At 70.2% G+C, this 17,309-nt stretch carries 18 protein-coding genes; 3 read left to right on the top strand and 15 right to left on the bottom strand.

The annotated features are described in order from the left end of the window. The first annotated feature begins 281 nt into the window (after positions 1 to 281). Both ACTWQA_RS06330 and ACTWQA_RS06335 read left to right on the top strand, forming a co-directional pair. A complete protein-coding gene (locus ACTWQA_RS06330; protein WP_443158320.1) occupies positions 282 to 1,475 on the top strand; it encodes an MFS transporter in 1,194 nt (397 codons plus the stop codon). Between the two features lie 154 nt (positions 1,476 to 1,629). Further along, a complete protein-coding gene (locus ACTWQA_RS06335) occupies positions 1,630 to 2,100 on the top strand; it encodes a GNAT family N-acetyltransferase (protein ID WP_443158321.1) in 471 nt (156 codons plus the stop codon). Here the strand turns inward: ACTWQA_RS06335 and ACTWQA_RS06340 are convergent. From ACTWQA_RS06340 to ACTWQA_RS06405, 14 genes are all read right to left on the bottom strand, one after another. Further along, positions 2,090 to 2,485, bottom strand: a complete 396-nt coding sequence (locus ACTWQA_RS06340; protein ID WP_443158322.1) for a type II toxin-antitoxin system VapC family toxin — start codon at positions 2,483 to 2,485, stop codon at positions 2,090 to 2,092. The two genes, ACTWQA_RS06335 and ACTWQA_RS06340, sit on opposite strands and share 11 nt — an antisense overlap. Continuing rightward, positions 2,479 to 2,733 (bottom strand): type II toxin-antitoxin system Phd/YefM family antitoxin, encoded by a 255-nt coding sequence (locus tag ACTWQA_RS06345; protein ID WP_443158323.1) that lies wholly within the window; start codon positions 2,731 to 2,733, stop codon positions 2,479 to 2,481. Before ACTWQA_RS06345 ends, ACTWQA_RS06340 begins: the two co-directional genes overlap by 7 nt. A gap of 220 nt (positions 2,734 to 2,953) precedes the next feature. Next, entirely contained in the window at positions 2,954 to 3,907 is a 954-nt protein-coding gene (locus ACTWQA_RS06350; RefSeq protein ID WP_443158324.1) for an electron transfer flavoprotein subunit alpha/FixB family protein, read from the bottom strand. 18 nt (positions 3,908 to 3,925) lie between these two features. Continuing rightward, positions 3,926 to 4,705: an electron transfer flavoprotein subunit beta/FixA family protein gene (locus ACTWQA_RS06355; RefSeq protein WP_305916693.1), complete on the bottom strand. Its 780-nt coding sequence runs from the start codon at positions 4,703 to 4,705 to the stop codon at positions 3,926 to 3,928. A 237-nt stretch (positions 4,706 to 4,942) separates the two neighbouring features. After that, a complete protein-coding gene (locus tag ACTWQA_RS06360) occupies positions 4,943 to 6,148 on the bottom strand; it encodes a serine/threonine-protein kinase (protein ID WP_443158325.1) in 1,206 nt (401 codons plus the stop codon). A gap of 105 nt (positions 6,149 to 6,253) precedes the next feature. Continuing rightward, complete coding sequence (locus ACTWQA_RS06365; protein ID WP_443158326.1) at positions 6,254 to 8,068, bottom strand: serine/threonine-protein kinase; 1,815 nt, start codon at positions 8,066 to 8,068, stop codon at positions 6,254 to 6,256. Continuing rightward, positions 8,058 to 10,022, bottom strand: a complete 1,965-nt coding sequence (locus ACTWQA_RS06370; protein WP_443158327.1) for a serine/threonine-protein kinase — start codon at positions 10,020 to 10,022, stop codon at positions 8,058 to 8,060. Before ACTWQA_RS06370 ends, ACTWQA_RS06365 begins: the two co-directional genes overlap by 11 nt. Positions 10,023 to 10,143: 121 nt before the next feature. After that, entirely contained in the window at positions 10,144 to 10,656 is a 513-nt protein-coding gene (locus ACTWQA_RS06375; RefSeq protein ID WP_305916697.1) for a YbaK/EbsC family protein, read from the bottom strand. A 59-nt stretch (positions 10,657 to 10,715) separates the two neighbouring features. Next, positions 10,716 to 12,284 carry a flavin monoamine oxidase family protein gene (locus tag ACTWQA_RS06380; RefSeq protein WP_443158328.1) on the bottom strand — a complete coding sequence of 523 codons (1,569 nt, stop codon included), beginning with the start codon at positions 12,282 to 12,284 and terminating at the stop codon, positions 10,716 to 10,718. 15 nt (positions 12,285 to 12,299) lie between these two features. Further along, positions 12,300 to 13,142, bottom strand: a complete 843-nt coding sequence (locus ACTWQA_RS06385; protein ID WP_443158329.1) for a M55 family metallopeptidase — start codon at positions 13,140 to 13,142, stop codon at positions 12,300 to 12,302. Positions 13,143 to 13,176: 34 nt separating this feature from the next. Continuing rightward, a complete protein-coding gene (locus ACTWQA_RS06390) occupies positions 13,177 to 14,394 on the bottom strand; it encodes a DUF6395 domain-containing protein (protein WP_443158330.1) in 1,218 nt (405 codons plus the stop codon). Continuing rightward, positions 14,385 to 14,744 carry a hypothetical protein gene (locus ACTWQA_RS06395; RefSeq protein WP_443158331.1) on the bottom strand — a complete coding sequence of 120 codons (360 nt, stop codon included), beginning with the start codon at positions 14,742 to 14,744 and terminating at the stop codon, positions 14,385 to 14,387. Before ACTWQA_RS06395 ends, ACTWQA_RS06390 begins: the two co-directional genes overlap by 10 nt. Before the next feature lie 56 nt (positions 14,745 to 14,800). After that, a complete protein-coding gene (locus ACTWQA_RS06400; protein WP_327589178.1) occupies positions 14,801 to 15,574 on the bottom strand; it encodes an enoyl-CoA hydratase/isomerase family protein in 774 nt (257 codons plus the stop codon). Positions 15,575 to 15,583: 9 nt separating this feature from the next. Then, positions 15,584 to 16,237, bottom strand: coding sequence for an endonuclease (locus tag ACTWQA_RS06405; protein ID WP_443158332.1), 654 nt, complete (start codon positions 16,235 to 16,237; stop codon positions 15,584 to 15,586). A gap of 96 nt (positions 16,238 to 16,333) precedes the next feature. Here ACTWQA_RS06405 and ACTWQA_RS06410 point away from each other — a divergent pair, with 96 nt between their 5' ends. Then, entirely contained in the window at positions 16,334 to 16,618 is a 285-nt protein-coding gene (locus ACTWQA_RS06410) for a Fe-S cluster assembly protein HesB (RefSeq protein WP_305916704.1), read from the top strand. Here the strand turns inward: ACTWQA_RS06410 and ACTWQA_RS06415 are convergent. Then, on the bottom strand, positions 16,615 to 17,304 hold the full coding sequence (locus ACTWQA_RS06415; RefSeq protein ID WP_327589176.1) for a rhodanese-like domain-containing protein: 690 nt from the start codon (positions 17,302 to 17,304) through the stop codon (positions 16,615 to 16,617). The genes ACTWQA_RS06410 and ACTWQA_RS06415 overlap by 4 nt on opposite strands. Positions 17,305 to 17,309: the final 5 nt, after the last annotated feature.

Raw genomic sequence — 17,309 nt, forward strand, 5'->3', positions numbered from 1 at the left:
GTCCCAACGACCCGCACCTAACGCCGCCGAGGGACTTCGGCCGACCCCGCCGAGGGTCCGCCGTCCGCGAGGACCCGACGCCTACCGCCACGCCCCCGCTCCGTCCGCCAACCCGGCGCCGGGTCGGCGAGACGGCGTGCGGTGGAGGCCGGCGCGACCAGCACGGCGCCTAGCCACACGACGCCCCACCCGCACGACGCTCCAACCGAGCGACGTGCCACCTGCGTCACCCCACGCCAGTGATGTCCAAAATAATTAACGATCTTGTGAGGTGTTGCCGAATGACCCGCAACCTGAGGAGCGCCCGCTACGGGGCGGTCCTCACCTTCGTCCTTGGCGGCCTGATGGTGGGCACGATGACCGTGCGTATCCCGGCGCTGACCGACAAACTCGGCCTGTCCGAGTCCACGGTCGGCGCCATCCTGCTGGTCTGGGGTCTGGGCGCCCTGGTGACCATGCAGTCCATGCGCAGGATCATGACCCGCGCGGGCAGCAGGGCGGTTCTGCGGGTCGGCGGCCCACTCACCGCGCTCAGCCTCGTGGCCGTGGCCTTCGCCCCGGATCTCCCGTGGCTCATGGCCGCCGTGGCGGTGTTCGGCCTGGGGTTCGGCATGGTCGACATTGCCATGAACGCCCAGGGGTCCACCGTCGAGCAGGCGTACGGCCGTCCGCTGATGAACGGCATGCACGCGGGCTGGTGCGTCGGCGCGATCGCGGCAGGCGCCCTGGGCAGCCTGTCGATCGCCCTGGGACTGTCGTTCACCGCCAACGTGGCGCTGATCGGCCTGGCCGCGCTGCCGGTCATGATCGTGCTCGGTCGCACGTACCTGCCCGAGGCGCCGGCCGCCAAGGCCGCCGCGAGCGGCCGCCGCCGCATGCCGCCGATCGTCTACCTGCTCGGCGCGATCATGTTCTTCGCGTTCATGGTGGAGGGCACGGTCGCCGACTGGAACGGCCTGTACATGCGCAACGAGCTCGGCGCCCCCGAGGCCCTGGCGGCGCTCGGCTACCCGGTCTTCGAGGTGGGCATGCTGATCGCCAGGCTCACCGGCGACCGGCTGCGGACCAGGTTCGGCGTGCGCGGCATGCTGACCGTCTCCGGGGTTGCCACGGCCGGGTTCTTCGCGGTGGTGCTGCTGGCTCCCGCGGCGCTGGTGGCGGTGTTCGCGATGTTCTTCGTGGGCCTCGGCGTGGCGACGATCTCGCCGCTCACGCTGTCGCTCGCCGGGACCGCGACCGACACCCCGGGGCCGGCGATCGCCCAGGCGGGCGCGATGGGGTACACGGGCCTGCTGCTCGGCCCCGTGGTGATCGGCTTCCTGTCGGACGCCACCAGCTTGCGTACCGCACTCGGCATCGGCGTCATCCTGGGCCTGCTGATCGCCCTGGCCGCCCGCCTCCTCCCCCGTACCGAACCGGCCACCGTCAACCGGCTCCCGCTCCCGGACCGGCAACCCGCCGAGATCGCCGCCTGACGACCCGATCTGGGAGTTTCCTGTGGATCGCCGTCGCCGCCCCGCGCTCACCCGCCGGGCGGTGCGGCGAGGCGCTATCTCGGCTCGATCATGGAGGAGTGGCTGGATCCAACTGGGATCTCAACGCAGCGCCTGCAGGTGAGGGCGACCACGCGTGACGACCTGCCCGCGTTGGAACGTACATGGCTGGACCCGGACATCCTTCTGCCACTACGGACGCACCGAGCAAGACGACCTCGAACTGTCCTACAGCTTCCTGCCCGAACACTGGGGACACGGCTACGCTCACGAGGCATGCGCGGCGGTCCTGGACCGGGGCTTCGCCAACGTCCCAGACACCGGCCGGATCGTCGCCATCACCCCAGGCGGCCAATCTCCCCTCCGTCCGGCTGCTCCAGGCGTTGGACATGGTGAAGATCGACGAGTTCATTCGGTTCGACGCCCTTCAGGTGATGTACGCGGCACACCGCTGAGCACGGCTTCCATGTCCGCCGCTCGAACATCCCTCGGCAGAATGCCCACACACCCTTCGACAGAACGCCCACAGAACCTTCGGCGGAACGCCCACACAAGCCACTTGAGCTGCGGTAATCGACGCCAGAGTGACGCAGATCTCACAGCTTGATGACATCGACACCAGGCATTTCGTCATAGTCCGCGTCCTGTGTGACGACGGGAACGTTGTGCGCTATGGCCGTCGCGGCGATCCAGCTATCGTTTATGGGCGCCTTCTGCCCGGCGGCACGTAGACGAGAAACCAGCAAGGCCCATGCGTCGGAGACGGCCTCGTCGATGGCGATGGGCTCGAAACGTCCGGCGAGCTGATACGTGGAGAGTCGTCGGGCAGATGTGTCAGGATCGCGAGCCTGAAGCACGCCGAGCCTCAGCTCACTGAGGGTCACCACAGAGACACCCCACTCATAGTCCACGAACCGGCTGGCATCGAAGCGCTCCGCCTCTAGCCCGATGAAGATCGATGTGTCAGCCAGCGCGCGTTTGCGCTCTACCACCGGAGATCGTCCGTCGTCTCAGTGAGTGTCTCCCGCAGTTCGTCCGCAAGGCCTGTGGCGTCCGCACCGAGACGGGTCAGTTCGGTACCGATTTCGACAGCGGAAATCCATCGGCGGCGACGAGAGACCGGGATGATCTTCGCGACCGGGCGATTGTCTCGGAGAACCTCGATCTCCTCGCCGGATTCAACACGCCGCAGCACATCGGCAGTGTTATTTCGCAATTCTCGGGCAGGAATAGCTGCCATACCACAAGCGTAGGTGATGCGCTACAAGCGTAGCAACGTCTCCGCGGCCTCGGTTGTGGAGTCCTCCCGCCCACGCCCTCGGCCACGCGGTCGAGCCGACGAATCGGCGAAGCGGCTTTGAGCGGGGGTTTGGGGGGCCGCGCCCCCCAAAGTCACAGCCTGAGCTCCCTTGCGGCAAGCGCCACCGAGCGAAGACCGTGCCTGCCCCACCCGCCGCAACCTACTTGCGCTTCTTGACTTCCTCCGTGAGCTGGGGCACGACCTGGTGAAGGTCGCCCACCACGCCGTAGTCGGCCAGCTCGAAGATCGGCGCCTCAGGGTCCTTGTTGATGGCGACGATCGTCTTGGCGGTCTGCATGCCGGCCCGGTGCTGGATCGCCCCGGAAATGCCCGCCGCGATGTAGAGCTGCGGCGACACCGTCTTACCCGTCTGGCCCACCTGGAACTGGTGCGGATACCAGCCCGCGTCCGTCGCGGCGCGCGAGGCGCCGACGGCCGCGCCGAGCGCGTCCGCGAGTTCCTCGATGATGGAGAAGTTTTCGGCCGAGCCGACGCCGCGGCCGCCGGAGACCACGATCGCGGCCTCGGTCAGCTCGGGACGGGCGCCCTTCTCCTGCTTGACGCGCTCCACGATGCGGGCCGCCTTGGCCGCGTCGGACAGCGCCACCGAGATCTCCTCCTCCGCTCCGGCGCCCGCGGCGGGCGCGGGGGCCGTGGAGTTGGGGCGTACGGCGACGATCGGGGTGCCCTTGCGGACCTTCGACTGCACGTTGATGCCGCCGCCGAAGATCGACTGGTCGGCCACGAAGCCCTCGCCGAGGCCCACGGCGTCGGTGATGACGCCGGAGTCGGTCTTGACCGCGAGGCGGCCGGCGACTTCCTTGCCCTCAGGCGTGGCGGCGACCAGCACGGCCGACGGCGACTTGTCGGCCACCAGCTGCGCCAGGAGCTCGGCTTTGGGCGCGACGACGTGGTCGACGATGTCGCTCGCGGGAGCGACATAGATCTTCTCGGCGCCGTACTCGGCCAGCCTGGCCTTGGCGTCCGGCGTGATGCCGGGGCCGGCCCAGACGGCGGCCGGCGTGCCGAGGGAGCGGGCCAGCGTGAGCAGCTCCAGCGTGACCTTCTTGACCTCGCCGTCGACGTGCTCGACGAGAACGAGAATCTCCGACATTTCAGTAATCCCCCGTTCTCAGATGAACTTCTTCGACGCCAGGAAGTCGGCGGCCTTCTCGCCACCGTCGCCCTCGTCCTTGACGACCGTGCCGGCCGCGCGCGGCGGGGCCGCGGCGAAGTCGACAACCTCGGACCAGGCCGCGGCCAGGCCAACCTGGGCGGCATCGATGGAGGCGTCGCCGATGGCGAGCGTCTCGACCGGCTTCTTCTTGGCCGCCATGATGCCCTTGAACGAGGGGTAACGCGGCTCGTTGATCTTCTCCACCACGGAGACGACGGCCGGCAGCGTGGCCGAGACCTTGTCGAAGCCGTAGTCGGTGAGGCGCTGGATGGTGATCGAGGAGCCCTCGATCTCGACCTTGTTGGCCAGCGTGAGCTGTGGCGCACCGAGGCGCTCGGCCAGCATGGCGGCCAGCACGCCGGTGCGTGCGTCGGTGGACTCCGAGCCCAGGACGACCAGGTCGAAGCCGATCTTCTTGAGCACCTGGGCCATCGCGTACGAGGTCGACAGCGCGTCCGAGCCGTGCAGGGCCTCGTCGCTCAGATGCACGGCCTTGTCGGCGCCCATGGCCAGGGCCTTGCGGATGGTCTCGGTGGCCTTGCCTGGGCCCATGGTGAGCACGGTGACCTCGCCACCGTGGGCTTCCTTGAGCTTCAGCGCCTCCTCGACCGCGTACTCGTCAAGCTCGTTGACCACGCCGTCGGCGGCGTCGCGGTCGAGCGTCTTGTCATCGGACCGCAGCTTGCGCTCGGTCGCCGTGTCGGGGACCTGCTTCACGCAGACGACGATGTTCATGGCCGGTGGCCGACCTCCCGTTTCGCGTGCGCCACCGCGTCGCTGCGGTGGGCGCCGGATGCAATGCTGTCCAGACTGCCAGGTGTCCTCCGGGCTCCCGGCAGAGGGTGGCTTGTCGCGGTCATGTTACCCATGGGTAGCTTACGCGCAAACCGCCGCGGATGCGGACGATACGACAGCCACCATACCGAGCTTAATTCTGTTGACGCCCACCAGGCCCCGCGCCGCCACGGACCGTCATGCCGACAGCAGGAACACGATCCCGACCACCAGCGCCGTGCCCGCGAACAGCGCCAGCGTGAACGTGCTGAAGAGCGCCGCCAGCCCGAAACACAGCCCGACGACCCCCGCCACGCTCACCATATCCGTGATCATGCGACTGCGCCGGTAAGGGCCGCGTGAGAACAGCGCCACCCCGGCATCCGCCACCACGGCCAGCGCGTACGCCGCCAGCAGGAAGAGCGCGACCTCCGACAGCGGCTCCCACGCCGCGGCCGCCAGTAACGACACGAACAGGCCGGAGCCGATCAGCCAGCGCCTGCGTACCTTCTCCCGATGCCGGGCCTTGGACTCCTCCACCGTCCGCCGATGCCGTTCCTTGCCCGGCCGCCACTCCACGGTCATCGCGTGGTCGGCTGCGAGGGAGGTGCGGGGCGGCGGGGCAGGCACATGGGCGACGCCCAGCTTGGCGCAGATCTCCGCGGCCGTCGGCCGCGCGGCCGGATCGACGGACAAACACGCCCGTAACAGCGGCGCCAGCCACTCGGGCACGCCTTCCAGATCGGGCGGATGGTGCACGACCCGGTAGGCGACCGCGGAGGCCGGACCCTGCCCGTACGGCTGCCGCCCGGTCGCCGCGTACGCCAGCGTCGCCCCGAACGAGAACACGTCGGCCTCCATGCCCGCCTGCTTGCCCTCCAGCACCTCGGGGGCCAGGTAGCCGGGCGTGCCCACGACCGCGCCCGAGGCGGTGACCGACAGCGAGTCAAGCGCGCTGGCGATGCCGAAGTCGATGACGACGGGATCGCCTTCGGCCATCATCACGTTCGCCGGCTTGAGATCGCGGTGGATCACTCCGGCCTCGTGCATGGCCAGCAACGCGTCGGCCAGTCCGGAGGCCAGCCTGTGCAGGTCGTCCATGGGCGCGGGCAGGGCGCTGAGCGGGCGGCCCTGGACATAACGGGTCACGAGATAGGGTCGGGCGCCCTCCAGAGAGGCGTCGAGCACCTCCGCCACATGCGGCCCGCCGACCCTGCGCATGGTCTCCACCTCGCGCGCCAGCCGGGCGAGCGCGCCGGAACTGGCGCCGTCGGCCGCGATGTGCGGGTGCAGCACCTTGACCGCGACCGTGCGTCCCTCGGCGTCGAGCGCGAGATGCACCTCGCCGAACCCGCCTGCCCCGAGCCGGGAAAGTAGCTCATAGGGGCCGAGACGCTCGCTCATACCTCTACTCTCCCCCTGACGGCTCGCCGGGACACTCGGGCGCCATCCTCCTGACGCCCACCCGACAGACTCAGGCGCCAGACTCAGACGCCCTGCCGGGACGCCTCAGGACCAGTTGGTCAGGAAGCCCAGCCCGAGATCGTCCAGCAGGCTGCCGATCAGTCCGCTGATCAGCCCCATCGTGCTCTGCCTGGCCTCGCTGGCCAGTTGGTCGATGACCGTCTCCGGCGCCTGCCACGGCGACCACACCGGCTGCTGGCCCAGCGCGAACATCACCGCGAACAGCGCCGCCGTGCCCACCAGCACAACCGCGACCAGCGCCGCACCGGGCGTACGCAGGACGCTGGTGAGCGAGCGGGTCACGGCCTTACGCGGCGAGCCGCCGCCGGGCAGCACGAACAGGCCGGCGGTGAACGCTCCGGCCCCGTAGGCGGCCGCCTCGTTGACGCTCATCCTGCCCGCCCAGTAGAGCACGCCCCACACGCACACGCCGAACAGCAGCGCCAGCGGCCCGTGCACGGCTGTCACGAGCGCCGACTTCACGAGCGCCCACGGCGTGCCGACCACTACGAGCAGCGGGTCGGACCCGCTGCTTCCGCGGATCTGCCGCCGCTTGACCAGGTCGCCGAACAGGTATTCGCCGAGCCGCAACACCAGCACCAGTACGACCGCCACCGCGCCCACCATGACGGGCATCATGACCGTCAGCGCGACCAGCGTGACCAGCAGCAGCAACCCGGTGAACTGGCTGCCGAACAGATATTTCTTCCGCTCGGCCGGCGGAGTGTATTGAGGCGGCGGAGCGTAGCGAGGCGCCGGTGGCGGCGGGGCCGTGCGCGGCTGCGGCGCCGGGTAGCCTGCCACCCGCTGGTCGGCCATCGGCGGCCGGGCGGAGACGGGCGCGGGCACGTAGGGCGGCGGCTTCTCCTCACGCCGCTTCTTCTCCCGCGGTGGAGCCGGAGGCGGCGGCGCAGGCTTGGCGTATTGGACCGGAGGCAGCAGGTCGGAGTAGGAGTCCATGACCCGCGTCCCGCTGCCCATCCGCTTGGTCCCCGTCGGCCCGTCGAAGGACGGCGTCTCGTTGAACGTGGTCACCGACGGATCCAGCGCCCTGGCCATCCGCAGCAACTCCTGGGCGCCGGGCCGGGCCGCAGGGTCGACCTGCAGGGCCCGGCTGAGCCAGTGGCGCAGCCACGCGGGCGCCTTGTCGAGCTGCGCCCGCCCTTCCATGATGTTGAAGCAGACCGCCTCGAACGTTCCCGTGCCGAACGGCGGCGCGCCGGTCGCGGCGAAGAACACCGTCGAGGCCAGGGCGTGCACGTCGGCCGCCTGGGTGATGTCCGTATCGCGGATGATCTCCGGCGCCAGGTAGCCGGGCGTGCCGACGAACATGCCGGTCTGCGTCAGCCTGGTGGCGTTGACCAGGTGGGCGATGCCGAAGTCGATGACCAGCGGCTCGCCGTCGACGAGCATGACGTTGGACGGCTTGAAGTCGCGGTGGATCACCTCGGCCGCGTGAATGGCCACCAGCGCCTGGCAGAGCCCCTGGGCGAGCTTGATGACCTCGCGCGCCATGAGGGCGCCGTCGGTCAGGACGGTGTCCTCCAGCGTGCGGCCGGGGGCGAAGCGGGTCACGACGTAGGGCTGGCCGCCCACGAGCTCGGCGTCGATGACCTCGGCGACGAACGGGCTGCGCACCCGGCGCATGGTCTCGACCTCGCGGGTCAGCCGGTCGCGCGCCTTGAGGTCGGCGGCCACGTGCGGGTGGAGCACCTTGATGGCGACCTCGCGGCCCTCGCCGTCGAGACCGAGATGGACGACACCCATGCCGCCTTCGCCGATCTTCCTGACGAGCCGATAAGGGCCGAGCCGCTCTGGTGCCTGGGTGTTCATCGCCGCCTTCCCCGGATCATCCCCCATCCTTCAAGTCCTTGAGCAGCTCCACCACTGGATCGACGTTCAGCGGAGTCCATACGGCCCCCCTTGCGTTGTCCCCGAACGTGCCGTAAGCGAGGATCAGCGAGAGCGCGGCACCCGCCGCGAGGATTCCCGCTATCACCATCGCCGCTGTTCTCGAGGGTACGAGCGATGAGAGCGTTCTGCGCATTTGTTTGCCGGGACCCTCGACCCCGGGGCCGGCGCACACGGTCCACAGCGCGACCGCGGCGCCCCAGGCGAGGGCATTGTATGAATCCATCCCGGCCACTACCGATAGCAACAGTGTAACCGGCAGCCCCAGGATGAGCGCGTAGAGCACCAAGGCGAGCGTGATGCCCACCGACTTGGCGAGTGCCTTGGGGTAGGCCAGCACCCTGATCACGTCGAGCGCGGCGGCGCCGGCGGCCCGGCGGGCGGTGAGCTGGGGCTGCGCCAGGTCGGCCGCGCGCAGCAGCACCGCGATCGGGATGGCCGCGACGGCCACGAGCACGGGCGCCAGCACGGCCGCCACGGTCATGAGGACGAGCAGCATGGCGCTCGCCACGCCGTACGCCCTGGAACGCTGCAGTGCCCTGCCAGGCGCGGCCGCCGGGATGTAAGGCTCCCGCCTGGTCATCCGGTCCGGCGGATATTGCGGCTGCGCCGGGATGTAAGGAGGCGGCTGGGCCGGCGTCGGGCTCGGCCTGCCGTAGTCGGGCATGTCGGGGCCGTGACCCACCCTGCCCATGTCGGGGCCGGGCCTGCCGGCGTCAGGGCCGGTGCTGAGCCTGCCGTAGTCCGGCGAGTCGGGGCGTACGCGCATGGTCGGCACGTCGGTCTCGCCCGGCGGGACCGGGTGGTTGTTGGCCTGCGGCTGCGGCCACGGCTGGCTCGGCGGAACCGGAGCGCCCTCGCGCTGGATCTGCCGCAGCTCCTCGGGCGTGACCCGGCGGGTTGGCCACGGGTCGGCCTGGTTGGGCAGCAGCGAGACGTATGGCTGCTCCTGCGGCGGCGCGGCGGGCTGGTCCTGGCCTTCGAGCAGCCGCCTGGGCGTGACCGGCGGCGTGGAGATGTCGTAGGCCGGCTTGTCCGTCACCCGAGGCGGCGGTGTGTCCGTCGCGCGTGGCGCGGTGGAGATCTCGTCGGGCATGCCGCCCGGCGGCGGCTGCTGCGGCAACATCCTGGCGGTCTGCTCGGCCAGGTCGGCCGCCTTGGGACGCTTGTTGGGGTTGCGCTGGAAGGCCGCCTTGAGCAGCGGCTGCAGCGTCGCCGGGGCGGCGCTGACGTCGGCCTTGCCCGCGGTGATGTTGTAGAAGATCATCTCCAGCGTGCCCTTGCCGAAGGGCGGCTGGCCGGTCGCCGCGAACAGCAGCGTGCCCGCCCACGCGTGGACGTCGACCTCGGGGCCCGCCTCCTGGCCCTCGATGATCTCGGGCGCGAGGTAGCCGGGCGTGCCGATGAACATGCCGGTCTGCGTCAGCCGGGTCGCGTCGACCGCCTGGGCGATGCCGAAGTCGATCAGGACGGGCTCGCCGTCCAGGATCATGACGTTGCCGGGCTTGAGGTCACGGTGGATCACGCCGACCGAATGCACGGCGGCCAGCGCCGACGCCACCCCGTGCGCGACCCTGGTCAGCGCGGGCAGGTCGAGGGGGCCGTCGTCCTTGACGATCTCGTCGAGCGGGCGGCCCGGCACGAAACGGGTGACGATATAAGGCCGATGACCGGTGACGTCTGCGTCGACGACCTCGGCGATGTATTTGCTGCGGACCCGGCGCATGGTCTCGACCTCGCGCGAAAGCCGCCGCCTGGCGACCTCGTCGCCGGCGACCTCTCCGCGCAGGACCTTGACCGCCACCTGCCGCCCCTGCGGGTCGGCAGCGAGGTGGACAACGCCCATCCCGCCTTCACCGAGCCGCCTGAGCAGCCGGTAAGGGCCAAGTCGGTCATCGTTCATGGCATGAAGCACCATACCGGCTTAATCCCCGCCCACGAGATGAACCATGAGGCCACATTCCCACTCGTACAACGTCCGCAATGGCCCCATGGGTTTCCCATCCAACGGTCTCGAATCGGCTTCAGTTTGCTAGGGCCAGGACCTCGGCCCGCTTGAGCCCGGACAGCGCGGCACCGGAGACGGCGAGCTTCGATCTGCGCAGGCCGCTGCCGATCACCACCCTCGGATGCTCGGCGACGTGCGCGTCCACCAGGATCGGCCAGTCGTCGGGCAGGCCGAGCGGCGTGATGCCGCCATATTCCATCCCGGTCAGCTCGACCGCGTCGTCCATCGGCGCGAAGCTCGCCTTACGGGCGTCGAGATGCCTGCGTACGACGCCGTTCACGTCGACGCGCATGGTCGCGAGCACCATGCAGGCGGCGTAGCGCGTCTCGCCGCCCCGTTTGGCCGCCACGACCACGCAGTTGGCCGACTCGTCGAGCCGTACGCCATAGCGCTCGCAGAAGGCCGCGGTGTCGGCGAGATCGGGGTCGATCTCGGCCACCTCGACGCCCTCCATGCCGGCCACGGCGTGAGCCACGGGATCGGCCAGGAGGTCGGTTCGTTCGGTCGCGGGGACCCAGTGCAGCGTCATCCCATCTCCTCGATTCGCTTCTCCTCGGACCCTATGCCGGTCCGTGGAGCAGCGTGCCGTCACGGCGACTGCAACACGCGCTGGTGCAGCTGGGTGACGGCGCCGCGGGCGGACTCCATGGCCCCCGCCTGCCAGGCGATCAGGTGGGTGAGCCAGTCGCCCGCGAAGTAGACCCTTCCGGCAGGGCGTTGCAGAAGAGTGAAGGACGAATCAAAGGCGGGCCAGCGTACCCAGCCGCCCTGGATGTGGGCCTGGCGTTCCCAGGCGATGGAGACGCTGGACAGGAGGTTCTGGCGGTATTTGTCGCCGTGGATTTTCTTGCCCTGGGTGAGCGCCCTGCGCCTTCTGTCCTCCGGGGTGAGGGCGCCGTAGAGCTCGGCGTGGCGCTCGGTGTTGTAGTAGCCGACGATGAGGCCGCGCTCCGCGTGGTAGCCGTGGGACGGATACCAGATGTGGGTGATGTCCAGGTCGGTCTCGGTCACGCCGCCGTAGATGCGGTCCTCCAGCTCCCACCAGCGCGTGCCGTACTCCAGGCCGATCTTGCCGGCGGCGATCGGGACCGGCGTCCTGAGCGCGGCGGTGACCTGGGCGCCGAGGTTGTGCGGGATCTTGGCGAGGAGGTGGGGCGGGAGGGTGGCGATGCAGTAGTCGGCCTTGATGGCGCCGCCCTCGTAGACGACCTCCACGCCGTCGTCCAACGTGGTGATCTTGGTGACCTTGGCGCCCGTGATGATGCGGTCCTGACCCACCGCCTCGGTGAGCTTGGTGACGATCGCGTCCATGCCGCCGACCGGCTGGAACATGGGGGTCGCCTGGTCGTGGCCGAAGTCGTTGGTGATCGCGCGGCCGGTGCCGGCGGCGAGGACCTGGCGGAGGGTGCCGGGGGCGTCGAGGGGGGTGCCGAGGTCGATCGCCGGATATTTCACGAAACCGCGGCGAGGGGAACCCTCGTACTCGAGCTTGGGGCCGAGGTCGCCGAACCTTCTGAGGAAGTCGAGCAGGCGTTCCTGGTCGTCCTGGGTGATGGCCTTGTCGAGGGCGCCGAGGTTCGTGGCCTTGGCAAGTAATTCCGCCATATATCCGTACATGTCGGCTCGGGCCGTGCGGGCCCGTACCGTCTGGCCGGCGGTGTGCACGTAGGCGGAGGCGTTGTTGTTCACGAACGTCTCGATGGGGATGCCCAGCTCGCGGCAGTAGTCGAGGGTCACCATCCAGGGGGCGATGCGGCCGGGGCCCGCGTTGAAGTAAACGCCCTCGCCGAACGTCACCTCCTGGGCCGGGCCGTTCAGCTCCGTCAGCCGGTCGCCGCCGCGGAGCGTCAGGTTCCTGCCGCCCGCCTTCTCCCTGGCCTCGAGGAGGGTGCAGTCGTAGCCGCTCTTGCCGAGCTCGTACGCGGCGGTCAGGCCGGCGACGCCCGCGCCCAGGATCACCACCTTGGCGGAGGCCTTCCCGCGCAGCGCGAAGTCGCCCGGCCTGGGGGCGGCGAACTGCTTGTCCTGCCCGGAAGGAGCCAGGCCCAGGGCGCCCATGGCGGCGTACATGGCGCCCGCGCCGCCCACCGCCCCGATCCCGACGAGCAGCCCCCTCCGGGTCAGCGCCGCGGAGCTCCGAGCTCCGGCACCTTCCACGCCCGCTCCCCTTCCTCAGCCGTAGGGGCCGCTGCCGCAGGCGACCTGACCACCGATGGTGGCGAAGATGCCGAACAGCGCCATGATCTGGGTGAAGTCGTCGGTGGTGAACTCGATGTGCCGCGACCCGGCGGTCTTCACGCCGGGAATCAGCGCGACGGCAGCGGCGATGGCGGTGGAGTTCCACTCCACCCCGAGCGTGTACGGCGCCGCCAGCCGGTAAGGCGTGAAGTCGCTCAACCGGCCTAGAGCGCGAGCCATGGCCTCACGGATCCGAGCCTGGGCGACGCCCGGCGGCAGCAGCTCGGCCGAGAACTTGTCGATGCCCTTCTTCACCGCGACCGTCTCTACGTCGCCGAGCAGCTCGCGTGCCTCCTCACCGACCGCCTCGTCCCCGGTGACCAGCACCACCGGCACGCCGTGGAACCCGGCGCACGCGGCCACGAGGCGCGTCTCGCCGCACAGCTCGCCGTTGAGGTAGACGTTCTGGATCTCCTTGCCCATCCAGGTGTGGTTGAGCACGCCGTCCGCCACGCCTGCGCGGGCGTGGTAGCCGACGAACCCGGCCGCCTGGAACGAGCCGTCGAGCCCCTGGGCCATGCGCTGCGCCTTGCCCGGTCCCCGGATGAGACTGGCCCGCTCGTCCAGCAGGTCGATCCTGAGGTTCTTGGTGGAGCCGTGGGCGTCGTTGACCAGCACACTCGCCGCCCCCGCCTGGTAGGCGCCCGCGACGGCGGCGTTGGCGTCGGCGGTCATCAGCTCGCACCCGCGCTCGTAGCCGCGCTGGCCGGCGTGCATCTCCTCGGGGTCGGTCAGCCCCGTCACGCCCTCCATGTCCACCGACAGATAAACCTTCACGCACCCAGCTCCTCACCCCGGTCGACGATGTCCGTCAGGAGCCCCATGTTTCCACCCGGCGGGCCTCGGCCTCGGTCATGAACCCGACGTGGGCCGCCATGAACGCGGCCGCCTGGTCACGCCACTGCGCCGGAATCTCGTCGATGGCCGGCGGGTAGCAGTGGTCGAGCCAGCTCGTCGACTCCTCGCTCGCCTCGAAGTAGTCCAGCGCCCGGGCGAAGGGCGTGTTCTCGATCCCGGGCACCCGCGCCAGCCCGTACTCGATCATCTCTTGCCCGCCGTACGGCGGCTTCCTCAGCCACTTGCGCACGACGGGACGGTCGGCGGTGAGCGGCGTGTCCAGCGGCCGCCGCTCCACGGCGGCCTGGATGAGCTCCTTGTACAGGCATTTGCCGCACGTGCGGCACGGGCCGTCGGTGCCGCGCAGGCACCAGCGCACCTGGCCCTTGAGGTCGGAGCTCAGGGCCACCCGCATGGTGATCGCCTCGCTCACGCCGCCGACGGGCAGCACGATGTGCACCCCGGCCGCGGCGAACAGCTTTCCCCACCGGCCATGCGGCGACCACATGGGGTTGTCGGGCGTGTACCGGTGCAGATAGCGCCCGCCACCCAGCCAGCGTGAGCCGAGCTCATAGCCGAAGCCCAGCCCGCCGAGGTCCAGCTCGTCGGCGAGCAGCAGCGCTCCAGCCGCCACCGCGTGGTGCTCCGGGTAGCCGGGGCGCGGCTCGGCGAGTGTGTATTCCAGGTCGGACGTGACCGTGGACACCGTCCGTCCGGTCGTCGCGGCGAGCCCGGCCAGCACGTCGGACCGGTAGTGCGGCCACCGGTTGGGCACGCGCCGATGCGCCACCCGCCGGAAGTGCACGAAAGGCGCTTCAGGGTAGATCGTGGCCGCGGCCACGGAGTCCGCGCCACCGCTGTACGAGATCGCGAGCGTACGGCCCGCCTGCCGTGCCTGCGCCCCCACCGGCCCGGCCTCGATGCCCCAGCCGTCATGGAAGGCGGCGGCGAGCTCGGCCGAGATGGCCCGGTCGAAGGAGATCCGGCGCCGGGTCCACGGCGCGACGACGGTCCAGGCCGCGACCGCGAACAGGTCGGGGTGGGCGTCGGCGGGGACGCCGCCGATGGAGCAGGAGTTGGTGGCCAGTTTGACGGGGTAGTCGTCGGAGGCCCGCCCGGTGATCTCGTCCGCGGGGTCGAGCCGGAAGCTCAGGTCCCCGCCAGTCGAGGTCACAGCCCACGTCACACGCACGGCCGCTCCCCCGGCTCGGCCGAGCTCCGGCGAGCTCCGGCGTGCCGCAGCTCGTCGATGGCCTGCCAGACGAGGACCTCGTTCTGGAGCACCCCGTCCAGCGCCTTCGCCGTCTCCTGGGCGAGCCGGCGCGTGTCGTCGATCGTCGCCTGGTCCGCTGCCACCGGCGGCCTGGCGTTCCTGAGGCGTGCCACCTCGTCCTGGAGGGTGACCACTTCCCGCCGCAGCGTCTGGACCTCCCAGAGCGCGTCCTTGATGTCCTGCCGGTGGTCGGCGATCGAGATGTAGCGGGAGTCGAACCACGTGCGCACGGCCGCGCGGAGCCGGGCAGGGACCAGGACGCGCATCATGAAACGCCACCATACTGGCAAACCCGGAGCCAGATGGACGGCCTGAACGAACGGGCCTACCGGCCGGTGAACTTGGGCTTGGTCTTCTCGGTGAACGCCTGCATACCGATCTTGGAGTCGTCCGTGGCGAAGAGCCCGGAGAACTGCAGCCGCTCGACCTCAAGGCCCGTGTCCAGGTCCACCTCCAGACCTTGGTCGACGGCCTGCTTGGCGGCGCGCAACGCGATCGCGGGGCCGCCCACGAACGTGGCGGCCCATTCCAGCGCGGCCGTGTAGACCTGCTCGTCCGGCACCACCCGGTCCACCAGCCCGATCTCCTGGGCCTCGGCGGCGGGAACGTGGCGGCCGGTGAAGATCAGGTCCTTGGCGCGGGCCGGGCCGATGAGGCGGGGCAGGCGCTGGGTGCCGCCCGCGCCAGGGATGATGCCCAGCAGGATCTCCGGCTGCCCCAGCTTGGCCGACTCGCCGGCGACCCGGAAGTCGGCACACAGGGCCAGCTCGCAGCCGCCGCCCAGGGCGTAACCGGTGATCGCGGCGATGACCGGCTTGCCGATCCGGGCGACCGCCGTGAAGCACTCCTGGAGCGTGCGGGAATGAGCGACCATGTCCGCGTAGGACATGTCGGCCATCTCCTTGATGTCGGCGCCCGCCGCGAAGACCTTCGCGCCGCCGTAGAGGATGACCGCCTGCACCTGCGGGTCGGCGTCCACGATGCGCGCCGCTTCGGCGATCTCCAGCTGAACCTGGCCGTTGAGCGCGTTCATCTTGGGACGATCAAGACGGATCGTGGCGATCTGGTCGGCTACTTCGACGCTCACAAACTCACCCATGGTCCGAACCTATCCTGCCGCCGACTTCACCTCATCAACCGTCTTCTTGCTCCGCGACACCCGGACGAGTGCGGCCGACAGGCGGGCCAGCTCCTCACCGGAGTGGGTCAGCTCGGACAGCGGGCCGGCCTGCTTCGGCAGCCCCAGCTTGCCCGCGCCGTCCAGCACCCGCTTGTCCAGGTGCGGCGCGACCTGCGGCCACACGGCCTGGACCTCCCGCAGGAAGATGTCCGCCCCGGTCGGCCCGATGCCGGGGAACTCCATCAGCAGCGAGGCGATCCGCCGGTCGTCGCCCTTCGCCTCGTCGCGCAGCTTCCGCAGGTCCCCTTTCCAGCGGTCGAGGAGCAGCTCGGCGCCGTCCCCGAGCATGGTGGCGGTACGTTCGTCGTAGCGGCGGTAGTGGCCGCGGCCCAGCGCGTCCACCCGGTCCTGCCAGCTCGCCTCCCGCATGCCCTTGGGCGTGCCGTACCCGGCCTTGAACAGCTCTTTCGCGGCCGCGACCGCGACACCGGACGAGATCCGAGCGCTGAGCAGTGTGGCCAGGACGAGCAGTTGGTACAGCGGCCTCGGCTGGTCGGACAGCTTGATGCCGGCCTCGCCCGCGAACGTGCTGCCGTAGCGGTCGAGCAGGACGTCGAGAACCGCTTTGTCGGTCTTGGTCATGCCCATCCCGCTACCCGGCGGCGGACCCGCCATGCCGCGTTTGGGCAGATCGCTGCTGGGGAGGCGGAGGTTCTCGATGGTGTGAAGGAGCTTGCAGTGCTGACCTTGACTCACAACGCCGTCGTCGCGATCCGCGACGTGATGGCCGGCGTCGACGTGCCCGCCGACGCGGGCCTGCGCATCTCCGCGAAGGCCGACGAGGCCGGTGCGCTCGAACTCGCCCTGGCCAGCCAGCCGCAGGCCGGCGACCAGATCATCGAGGCGGAGGACATACGCGTCTTCGTGGCCGAGGACACCGTGGCGATCCTGGACGACAAGTCACTCGACGCCCAACCGGGCACCCCGGGCCAGCCGACGTTCCGGCTGGACCGGCGGCCCTAGCCGAGGTCGGACTCCGTTGCCTGCGGGCGGACGTCGCCGAGCCCGAACAGGCCCACCAGCGTGCCGTCCGCCTTCGTGACGACGACATGATCTACTTTCGCCCGGTCCATCCGCTGGATCAGCGGCTCGAGCTGCTCGCTCGGGCGCACCGTGGTCACCCCGACGCGCATGGCCTGCTCGGCGGTGCCGCTCATGTCGGCGCCCTTGAGCTCGCTCGACCCGACGACGCCCTGGACCACGTCATCCTGGTCGACCACCACCGCAAGCCCCGCCGGGTCGCCGATGATCCGTTCGGTGAGCTCCTCCAACGGGTCGTCGAGGCCGGCCGTGACGGGGTCGCGGCGCACGTTCTCCGACACCAGGTGGGCCTCCCCCTCGTACGGCAGCCCGGCCGCCAGCCAGTCCATCTTGCCCGCCCCATAGTCGTGCACCTCGCCGAATCCCAGGCGTTCGAGCCGGTGGGCGGCGCGCGGGCTCAGGTCGCACAGCGCGTCGTGGCAGTAGACGACCACCGGCCGCGCGCGGTCCAGCGCCGAGGAGCCCTTCTCGAGGGCGCCGAGCGGCAGGTTCACGGCCCGGGGCAGGTGCGCCCACGTGTACTCCTCCTCCGGAAGCACCTCGACCAGCTGGGCCTGGCGGGCGGCGACCAGGTCCTGTACGGCTTCGCGATCGATGATGTGCGTCATGAGGA

The sequence above is a fragment of the Nonomuraea sp. 10N515B genome (assembly GCF_052245915.1).
GTDB lineage: Bacteria > Actinomycetota > Actinomycetes > Streptosporangiales > Streptosporangiaceae > Nonomuraea.

Bases quoted from the DNA above. Each gene is read 5' to 3' on its own strand.
- ACTWQA_RS06330 (WP_443158320.1), top strand. From the start codon at position 282: ATGACCCGCAACCTGAGGAGCGCCCGCTACGGGGCGGTCCTCACCTTC.
- ACTWQA_RS06345 (WP_443158323.1), bottom strand. From the start codon at position 2,733: ATGGCAGCTATTCCTGCCCGAGAATTGCGAAATAACACTGCCGATGTG.
- ACTWQA_RS06350 (WP_443158324.1), bottom strand. From the start codon at position 3,907: ATGTCGGAGATTCTCGTTCTCGTCGAGCACGTCGACGGCGAGGTCAAG.
- ACTWQA_RS06355 (WP_305916693.1), bottom strand. From the start codon at position 4,705: ATGAACATCGTCGTCTGCGTGAAGCAGGTCCCCGACACGGCGACCGAG.
- ACTWQA_RS06360 (WP_443158325.1), bottom strand. From the start codon at position 6,148: ATGAGCGAGCGTCTCGGCCCCTATGAGCTACTTTCCCGGCTCGGGGCA.
- ACTWQA_RS06365 (WP_443158326.1), bottom strand. From the start codon at position 8,068: ATGGGGGATGATCCGGGGAAGGCGGCGATGAACACCCAGGCACCAGAG.
- ACTWQA_RS06370 (WP_443158327.1), bottom strand. From the start codon at position 10,022: ATGAACGATGACCGACTTGGCCCTTACCGGCTGCTCAGGCGGCTCGGT.
- ACTWQA_RS06375 (WP_305916697.1), bottom strand. From the start codon at position 10,656: ATGACGCTGCACTGGGTCCCCGCGACCGAACGAACCGACCTCCTGGCC.
- ACTWQA_RS06395 (WP_443158331.1), bottom strand. From the start codon at position 14,744: ATGATGCGCGTCCTGGTCCCTGCCCGGCTCCGCGCGGCCGTGCGCACG.
- ACTWQA_RS06400 (WP_327589178.1), bottom strand. From the start codon at position 15,574: ATGGGTGAGTTTGTGAGCGTCGAAGTAGCCGACCAGATCGCCACGATC.
- ACTWQA_RS06405 (WP_443158332.1), bottom strand. From the start codon at position 16,237: ATGACCAAGACCGACAAAGCGGTTCTCGACGTCCTGCTCGACCGCTAC.
- ACTWQA_RS06415 (WP_327589176.1), bottom strand. From the start codon at position 17,304: ATGACGCACATCATCGATCGCGAAGCCGTACAGGACCTGGTCGCCGCC.